The following is an 8,858-nucleotide window of genomic DNA, read 5'->3' as shown; positions in this document are numbered from 1 at the left end:
GCGGTACATAGTACATTGGTCATGAGGAACTGTACCATCAACGCCCAAAAAACAAGCGGTATCGTTGTTGGTAGACAACAGAATATAACATTAGAGAATACCGTTATTAATAATGCTAATGGAAGTGGTAATGGAATTACTCAGAATGGAACGATCCCCGGTTCTACTTTCACGCTGAAAAATTGTACTATCAATAGCAATCACTCGGCTATTTACCTTTCCAACCAAGAAACTGGAGATCCCAACACACTGACCGTGGACGGAGGAACATACAGCAGTGCCGATACCCCGTTCGAGCTGAAAAAGACTAATGTTATCATAAAAAACGCTACCATCAAATCTACTTGGAACGAGGAGCAAAAATATACTTTCAATACTGGAGGGACTGGGGCCATAGGATATGGTATCGCACTGGTAGGCTATCAAATAGGAAAAACATACGCAGAAGACGGTACAACCGCTTCTTTTGAGAATAACATATTCCAACTTTCTGCGACAGGAAATCCGATTGATATCGTCACCTATGATGGAAAAGCACTTGTAGAATATAAATAAGTGATCTTTTATGTTTATAAAAAAACGAGGCTGTCCAAAAAGTGTGACAGCTTCGTTTGCTATTGTTTATAGAAAGTCGCATTTTTCATCCTCTAAACTGAAGATTTAGGGGGGCAAATGCGACTTTGTTTTCGCTGGGGGCTTCTTGCATTTGCACGTATGAAAAGTGAAAAGCAAAAAGGAAGCGATATCGGAGTGTTACACCATAAAAACGATCTGCCGGTTATTACAAAATGATATTACGTGCCTAACTGATCGGGGCAGTTCCTCCACCATGCGGACAAATCCCGATAACAAAATAACAAAACAGACACCCCACCAAAGAACAACATTTTTTTTCTTTTTTCCTAAACACCTGCCAGCGAAGCACAGAGTATTTGTCAAGGGCGAAGGGAAAAAAATACCGCACGAGCGAAGCGAGCACAGGAGATTTTTTTCCCGGAGAGTGAAACGTCCCTTTACAAATGCGGCGTGCGTAGCTACCTTTGTAACCGGAAAATAGAAAAATTACATCCCCATGCCGAAACCTCTGCTCTTTTTGGGCTTCTGCCGGAGTTCCAGATCTTCCTCCTGCTGCTGCTTCTTGGGGATAGGCTGCTCGATGTCCTGCGTTTTCTCCACCTGTTGAATTTTCGACTTCTCCAGTTCCTGCCGGGATTGAAGCTCCGCTTTGAGATTGTCCCATTTCTCCTTTCTGATGCGTTCCGCACGTTCCACCTGCCGGGCTATTTCCGCCGGGCTTCCGTTCTTGACGGCATTAAGATAGTCGAAGCTTTCCTCCGGTTCCCGGTCAAACCCCATGCGCCGATCAAAAGAGCTTTCACACTTCCGGAAAAAATCCGTCCGGTCAAAACCTCCCTTCACGTTGCCGCAGTTCTTCTTCCCTGTATGGTTCGTTTTAGGGCTTAACTTCTTGGTGTTGCTCCGGTCTTTCCGACTGACGATGATATGTGCGTGCATATCGCTGTCACTGTCACCGTCCCGGTTGAAATGGATCTTTGCGTAATATTCCACATCATCGCTTTTCAAGCCTTTTCCGAAGCCCTCCGCATAGTTTCTCATCACGTCCTTTCGGATGTACCGCCGTAAGGCTTCCGCACGTTCCTGCGGAGTTCTGCCCATGCTGTGCAGCTCCTTCTCCGAAGGGCTGACGGTGATGACATAGAACTTTGCGTCAGTACGGCTTAACTTAGCCTTGTTGCTGTCTATCTTGAACGTGACCTCCCTTGCACTCACGTAGTCCCGGAACTGGTTGAAGAACGGCTGCACCTCCTCCCCGTTCTTCATCCTCTCCAAGTCTTCATGCTGGAGATAGTTCGTCACCGAAACACAACTGCCGGTATTGGCATAAGTGCCGTTACCGCCTCCCTGTATCTTCACGTTCATTTCTTTTCCCTTTTGTTCTTCTCGTCCTTGTACAAGGCTTTTATATCATCGAAAAGACCGGCTTTCCCTTTCGCATCGATATAGCTTGCGATATAGGAGAAAATCTTCTCCTGCCTTTGCGTCACAGCTTCCAGCCTTGTGTAAATGGCTTGTTGGTTCTTCAGAAGCATATCCCTCGACTGACCGACTGCCTTTTCCGTCCGGTCTAAAGCCTGTTCCCTTACCCCGGCAAGGCTCGCAAGATCACGCATGAATAGGTCATTGTCCTTTTGGTATTGGCTGAACTTTTTTTCCGTAAGTATCGAGTCCATGCTCATGGTCACTCTCATGCTTGTACTGCCCATGGCTTCACAAGCCGGACGCAAGAAATCCTGCTCCTGCTTCCTGATGAACGCTATCACCTGATCACAGCGTTTGATAAGTTTCTGCATTTCCCTTGCCGGGCTTTCATGTTCAACCGGGTTGATGCCGTACTTCTCGAAGTATTCCAGCGCACAGGAAAGGAAGTCTTTCTTTGATACATTATTGGACTTTGCCAGCCTGTCAAGCCGGGCAAACGTTTTTCGGTCAATGGTGACAGAAGTGGTGGTTTCCTTATCCATACAATTGCGATTTTAATTGCTGATTATATTATTAAATCTCTGATTTACAAAGGTATAATTTTAACCACAATTTCAAACTAATTGCGGTTAAAAAACTTAAATAGCTGATATTCAGCTATAACCCCGTAGGGCAAGAGGAAAAACAGGGCAAAGCCCGGTTTCCTCTTGCTGTTCTTTCGACTGCCGAGCAATCGACGAACACCCTCCCCTGCGGTACGGCGAAAGCTCGTACAAGGGGGACGGGGAGATGTCGGAGCGAGGCACTAAGAAAGAACCTATTCCACAAACAAAAAAACACATCAAAACGGCACAACAGGCTGCATGAAATAAATACATTATGTTTCGTTATATGGAAACAAAATATTATCTTTGCAACACTAAAAAACTTTATATGGAAGCAAAATCAAGATTCAAGGTCAAATTATCCAACGAAGCCCAAGAGTTTTTAGACGGATTGCCCAACAAGGTACGTGAGAAGATCATTAGCAATATTCGTAAATCCACCTTTGTACTTGATCCAGATTTATTCAAGAAATTGGATGATACGGATATCTGGGAGTTCAGAACGTTCTATAACAAAACCAAGTACAGGCTTCTTGCTTTTTGGGATAAGGACGATAAGATAAACACTCTGGTAATCGCAACGCATGGGTTTATCAAGAAAACCCAAAAGACACCTCCCAAAGAAATAGCTAAAGCCGAAGAGATTAGAAAAGATTATTTTAATTCAAAAAGATAAAGCGTATGGAAGCAAAGAAATTTTATACACTCGAAGAAATCGAGGATAAATACATCGGAGAAAAAGGTACTCCCAAACGTGATGCCTACGAAGAAGAACTTAACTCTTTTTTGATAGGTGAAGCCATTAAACAAGCTCGCCAATCAAAGAACTTAACCCAAGAGGAATTAGGTAATCTGATAGGAGTGCAACGGGCTCAAATCTCCCGAATTGAAAACGGTAAGAATTTAACCTTTTCCACCATTGCAAGAGTTTTTAAGGCTATGGGGATCAGTGCTAAACTTGAAATCGGAAGCATGGGTAAAGTTGCGTTATGGTAACTAACTATACAACAAAAAGTTACATTAAATCCGGGATGCGTTTTTGCTCCCGGAAACTTCTCGTTTTATACATTAAAAGTCATATTTATACAAAATTTAACACTCCGAAAAATCTTCCTAATCCGTTGCACTTGGCTTTACCTGTTTCCACTCTTTCCCATTCTCCGGAAATTCGTCGTATCAAAAAACACACTGAAAAGTGGAGCGAAGCGACCTCTATAAACCAAAAAAGAAACACTCCATTGCTTTACGGTAATTTTTAGTTTCTTTTTAGTTACTTTTATGGCATAGCATAACACATTGTGCTATAATATCTTATAAAGGTCATCTACGACAAATTTCCGAGCATCTACGACAAATTTCCGAGCATCTACGACAAATTTCCGAAAAAAACGGCTATCTACGACAAATATTCTACGCCAAATATTTGTTTTTGTCGTAGATAAATATTTCCTTTGCGAAAAGCATTAAAGTCATGGAGAAGAAAGACAAGAAACAGAGGGATATAGTCCTGTCGCAAGACAATGCGCTGACTACTGCACGCTACAAGTTCGACCTTATCGAAAAACGTGCCCTATACTCCATTATACGAAATATCCGGGCGCAATACATCGAGAACGAGAACGGCAGACGGGACTTATTCGATGATCTGATTATCACCATACACGAGGAAGAACTAAAGAAATGCGGTGACAATACCAAGATGCAAAACATCTACGATGCGCTAAAACGGCTTAGAAATCGCGATATAGAGATTAACAACGAAAAGATGTGGCTAAGTATCGGTTTTGTCAATTACGTCAAGCATATCAAAAATAAATCGTATTTTGAGGTGCAAGTTTCCAAAGAGGTACTACCCTATTACGTGGAACTCGCCCAAAACTTCACGAGTTACTCCATGACGGTAGCAATCGCACTCAAAAGCACATTCTCGCAAAGGTTTTACGAACTGTGCTGCCAATACCGAAACGCCGGGTTCTTCTTCTACACAGTCGAAAAGCTCCGGGAAATGTTCATGTTGGAAAAGAAATACAAACGGGGATGCGATTTCAAAAGGCGTGTACTTGACGATCCGCAAAAGGAACTCCGGGAGTTGTACAATGCCGGACAATGCGATTTATATTTCGAGTTCGAGCCAAAGAGCTACAAAGGCAAGGAAGTGACCGAATACAAATTTTACGTTTACACAAGGCAAACCGAACAACAAAAGCTATTGGAATACGAAAGCGCCAAACAGGCGATCATCTACATAACAACCACTATTTCTAGGTTCTCCAAAAGTGACAAAGGATATGTTAAGCGTGTAGTGAACGCCGTACAGTTACACCCGGAAATAGCCGTACAGGTGGCGCAAAAGATACAAAAGAAGTTTGAGCAATATATAGACAAGCCAGCCAAACAGATAGGGGCTATCATCCGGGTTTGCTTAATGGAAGATTTTGGAATAGAATAAAAAATACAAGTATGAAAACAGGTGATAAAGTTATCGTACCAGCCGAAATTAACGGCTATGGCAGGGATTTACGGGCAATGGTTACAGAGATAGAGAAGTTCGCCGGGGCAATATTCGTAACAGTGATATTCACTGAACCATGTCCGGAATCCTGCGGAAGAAAAGGGGGCGTTTACCATGACTTCCAGCTAATAACAGAGTGATTTATTTTGCTATAACCGCAATAAATTGTAATAACATTTGCGATAAATTGCAATAATAAAACTTATAACTACCTTTGCAACAGAATATAGCATTTTACAGCAATGGAAAAAGGACAAGAAAGCAAGCAAAAGAGGAAAACACCGCTTACCACCATAGCGATAAGCCAAGAGTACGCCCAAAAATTAGATGAATATTTAAAGGATACGGGTATAACCCGCAAAGAATTTGTTGAGTTGTCCGTTGATTATTTCCAAAGAACCGGGTTCGACCTCCGGGGTGAAGCATTTGACCTCTCCCCATTAGAAAAGGTTGCCGGGCGGCTGGAACAATCCGCAAAAATCATGGAACAACACAACGAGGGAACGGAAGCGGTGCGCCAGCTTCTCCAAGCTGTCCAAGAACAAACCACTAAACAACTCCCTGCGCCGGAACTAATCGCCCATGCTGCCGAAGAAAAAGCAAAAGCAGAAGCCAAAAGCGAAGAACAAGAAAGGGAGATTGCCCGGCTGCGCTCTGAAAACTCCGCTTTGCTGGAATACAAGGAAAAGGCGCACCGGGAACTGTGCCGGGTGCGTGATGAGCAAAAGACTTTCGGAAAGATATACATAACAACGGAGTTCTGACCGTTATTAGAGATTAGGAAATGTATGCTATCGCATTCAGAAAGAAAATCTACACCTCTATCGAACAGTTGCAAACTGGCCTTGATGCGTGGATGGACTCCTATAACACCCAAAGAACACACTCTGGAAAGTACTGCTTCGGAAAAACTCCAATGCAAACTTTTATCGAAGGAATCGCTGTGGCAAGAAAGTATCAACTGCAAAATCAGGAAATAATAAAACCGAATGAGCATGATAAAATCTCATTCGGTTGTGAGGATGAAAAAGGTGTGTAACTTTGCAACAAACATCTGACACTTTTTTTGTCCGATAGTAAAGGAACTGTCAGAACAAGTCTTGACTATTACACATAAAACGAACAAGGGCATATTACCTTTGTTCGTTTTTTGTTTGATCTGTCTTCAAAAAAGTATAAATTTGCAAAAATTTTCTGTTTTTTAGTCAAAAAAACAGAAGAATATCAAGAAGATATTAGTATGATAATGAAAGGATATATTGCACATAACTACTTGCGACTGCTATCTGGAGTATTGTTCTCATTAATAATTGTCTCTTGTGGCAAACATGAGGTTTCGGAAGAGGAAGGCAGCTATAAAGGGTCTTTACAACTACAACTCCATATCGATTCTACGATGCTATCACCAAATGAAGTTGTATGGAAAGAGACACGCTCTTTAATGAACACCGAAAACGCAGATATTCGGTATACGATACGTGCCTATAAAGCAGATAAGGTCGGTAAGTTCAACACGACTGAACACTGTAACGTTATATTTACAAAAGACCGGTTGACAGAAGAAGACGTTGTTGTCAGACTCAAACTGGAGGAAGGAAACTATAAATTTCTTGTTTGGACTGATTATGTGGATGAAGGCAGCAAAGAGCACAAGTTCTATGACACAGATAACTTTGAGGAAGTAACCTACTTCGGTGAGTATTGCGGTAACACGGAATTGCGCAATGTTTTCCGAGGAAATACGGAAGCTCAAATCAGGAAAGGAACCAATAATAACGCAACGATCAATTTGTTGCGACCTCTCGCTAAATACAAGATCATCACAACCGATCTTGCGCAGTTCCTACATCAAGAGAAGATCAGGCTTGAAAAAGAACAGGATAAAAATGTCAATAACGATTCCGATTGTTCAATCAACCTTGACTCTTATAATGTAACATTCCGTTATACACAATTTGTTCCCTGTGCTTTTAATCTGTTTGTAGACAACCCCATTGATGCAAAAACAGGTTTTGAATTCAATAGTAAAATCACGCAAATTAATGAGCATGAAGCCGAATTAGGATTTGATTATGTAATGCTCAATAATGAAGAGAGTCCTATACCGGAGTTAAATCTCGTCATTACAGATCAATACGGGGTCATAGTGGCGAACATGAACATAAAAGACATCATGCTTATGCGTAATCGTATGACCACGATCAAAGGACGGTTTCTAACAACCAATCTTCCCGGAGGTATTATTGTCAATCCAGATTTCGATGAAGATATTAACGTTCCCTTGAATTATTGAAAATTAACAAAAAACATATATTTGAATATGAAAAGTAATTTATTTATCAATGTGATGTTTGCCGCAATGACCTTAATTGCAGCTACCGCTTGTGACGAAGAAGAGGTAAGTCGGATGGAAAACAGTGAGGTGGTAACATTTGCTATTGCCCTGCCGGGGGAACCTATGACACGTTACGGCGAGGGAGAGAAAGCGACTTATCTATCTTACGCAGTCTATGAAGCGGATTCTAAAAAACCTATTATCCAAAAAGAAAATGAGGTATTAACAAACAAGCCAACAACCCTGACGCTTCCTCTTGCTGTTGGTAAGACTTACGACATCATCTTTTGGGCAGATGCCTATAACGAAACGGAGGCACCTTATACTATTGATTTTAACACCCAACAATTGACTGTCAGTTATGACAATGCGATCTCCAATGATGAGAAACGTGACGCATTCTTCGCCGGACTTACAGATTTGACCGTGACGAGAGACATGGGTACGCAAACAATCGAAATGAAACGCCCATTCGCACAGTTTAATGTTGTTGCCGATGATTTGGCAACATCCGGTATTAATATTGATAACCTGAAGACAAGTGTCTCTGTAGAAGGCGTACCTACCGAATTAAACCTGCTTGATGGAACAATATCCACTCAAACTACCAATGTAAGTTTTTCGGAAGCTTCAAAAGCGGAAGGTATGATCACCATTGGTGGTAAAAATTACGATTACCTCTCCATGAACTACCTACTCGTAGGCACAACAAGCGCTGACGCAACAGCGCAAAAAAGCATCCACAATTGCACGTTTACTTATAGTGACGGAACAAACACCCAGACTATCAAGATCCCTAACGTACCGATGCAACGTAACTATCGAACCAATGTTTATGGTTCACTGTTTAACAATAATGTCAACTTCAGTATCTCGATTCTTCCGGGTTTTGAAAGCGAGCATAATCACAAAATTATCAAATCCGCATCAGATTTACGGACAGCTCTTGCAGAAGGTGGGAATTGGGTACTTCAAGAAGACTTGACAACAGATATGGCACTTACTGTCACTCCCGGCAAGGAATTAAATCTCGACTTAGGTGGCAATACTTTAAATGCCACAAAATTGAGTATGGCATATAAAAACGGTACCGAGAACGTATCTGGAAAAAACTGTACTTTTGCCAATGGTGTTATTGACATCGAAGCGAAATCAGGCTCCAGCATACAAATAGTCGCCAAAGAGATGCAAGTTGTTTTCGATAATGTCACTATCAATTCAGAGGACAAACAATCCGCAATCTTGCTTGGAACCGCTGGTGGCGATTTTTCTGAGGCGGTACATAGTACATTGGTCATGAGGAACTGTACCATCAACGCCCAAAAAACAAGCGGTATCGTTGTTGGTAGACAACAGAATATAACATTAGAGAATACCGTTATTAATAATGCTAATGGAAGTGGTA

Annotated in this window: 10 protein-coding genes and 2 pseudogenes; 9 read left to right on the top strand and 3 right to left on the bottom strand. The window is 41.8% G+C overall.

Annotated elements, in window-relative coordinates:
• On the top strand, window positions 1-555 hold a 555-nt coding region (locus BQ7394_RS00305), incomplete at its 5' end, for a right-handed parallel beta-helix repeat-containing protein (RefSeq protein WP_235848629.1).
• Window positions 556-1,062: 507 nt separating this feature from the next.
• Here BQ7394_RS00305 and btgB read toward each other — a convergent pair.
• Together btgB and btgA are read right to left on the bottom strand one after the other, a co-directional pair.
• On the bottom strand, window positions 1,063-1,941 hold the full coding sequence (btgB, locus tag BQ7394_RS00300; RefSeq protein ID WP_075555546.1) for a mobilization protein BtgB: 879 nt from the start codon (window positions 1,939-1,941) through the stop codon (window positions 1,063-1,065).
• Window positions 1,938-2,543 (bottom strand): mobilization protein BtgA, encoded by a 606-nt coding sequence (gene btgA / locus BQ7394_RS00295; RefSeq protein WP_075555545.1) that lies wholly within the window; start codon window positions 2,541-2,543, stop codon window positions 1,938-1,940. The genes btgB and btgA overlap by 4 nt, the downstream gene beginning before the upstream one ends.
• Before the next feature lie 391 nt (window positions 2,544-2,934).
• Here btgA and BQ7394_RS00290 point away from each other — a divergent pair, with 391 nt between their 5' ends.
• Window positions 2,935-3,282, top strand: a complete 348-nt coding sequence (locus BQ7394_RS00290) for a type II toxin-antitoxin system RelE/ParE family toxin (protein WP_008669299.1) — start codon at window positions 2,935-2,937, stop codon at window positions 3,280-3,282.
• A 5-nt stretch (window positions 3,283-3,287) separates the two neighbouring features.
• Entirely contained in the window at window positions 3,288-3,602 is a 315-nt protein-coding gene (locus tag BQ7394_RS00285; protein ID WP_007851388.1) for a helix-turn-helix domain-containing protein, read from the top strand.
• 324 nt (window positions 3,603-3,926) lie between these two features.
• Here BQ7394_RS00285 and BQ7394_RS26580 read toward each other — a convergent pair.
• Window positions 3,927-3,986 (bottom strand): annotated as a pseudogene (locus BQ7394_RS26580) (four-helix bundle copper-binding protein); the annotation flags it as partial.
• Between the two features lie 91 nt (window positions 3,987-4,077).
• On the opposite strand from BQ7394_RS26580, the gene BQ7394_RS00275 reads away from it, so the two are divergent.
• From BQ7394_RS00275 to BQ7394_RS26110, 6 genes and pseudogenes are all read left to right on the top strand, one after another.
• Complete coding sequence (locus tag BQ7394_RS00275) at window positions 4,078-5,055, top strand: replication initiation protein (RefSeq protein ID WP_008669318.1); 978 nt, start codon at window positions 4,078-4,080, stop codon at window positions 5,053-5,055.
• Window positions 5,056-5,066: 11 nt separating this feature from the next.
• On the top strand, window positions 5,067-5,258 hold the full coding sequence (locus BQ7394_RS00270; protein WP_075555543.1) for a hypothetical protein: 192 nt from the start codon (window positions 5,067-5,069) through the stop codon (window positions 5,256-5,258).
• Window positions 5,259-5,360: 102 nt separating this feature from the next.
• Window positions 5,361-5,882, top strand: coding sequence for a BfmA/BtgA family mobilization protein (locus BQ7394_RS00265; protein ID WP_075555542.1), 522 nt, complete (start codon window positions 5,361-5,363; stop codon window positions 5,880-5,882).
• 17 nt (window positions 5,883-5,899) lie between these two features.
• A pseudogene (locus tag BQ7394_RS00260) lies at window positions 5,900-6,157 on the top strand (IS481 family transposase); the annotation flags it as partial.
• Between the two features lie 201 nt (window positions 6,158-6,358).
• Window positions 6,359-7,411, top strand: a complete 1,053-nt coding sequence (locus BQ7394_RS00255; RefSeq protein WP_139317660.1) for a DUF6562 domain-containing protein — start codon at window positions 6,359-6,361, stop codon at window positions 7,409-7,411.
• Between the two features lie 27 nt (window positions 7,412-7,438).
• Window positions 7,439-8,858, top strand: a 1,420-nt coding sequence (locus tag BQ7394_RS26110; protein ID WP_235848628.1) for a FimB/Mfa2 family fimbrial subunit, incomplete at its 3' end; no start/stop codon positions are given.

Origin of the sequence: Parabacteroides timonensis (genome assembly GCF_900128505.1) — a bacterium.
Classification (GTDB): domain Bacteria; phylum Bacteroidota; class Bacteroidia; order Bacteroidales; family Tannerellaceae; genus Parabacteroides; species Parabacteroides timonensis.
Note: the sequence above shows the minus strand (reverse complement) of the source record. Positions and strands in the feature narration are given on the sequence as shown.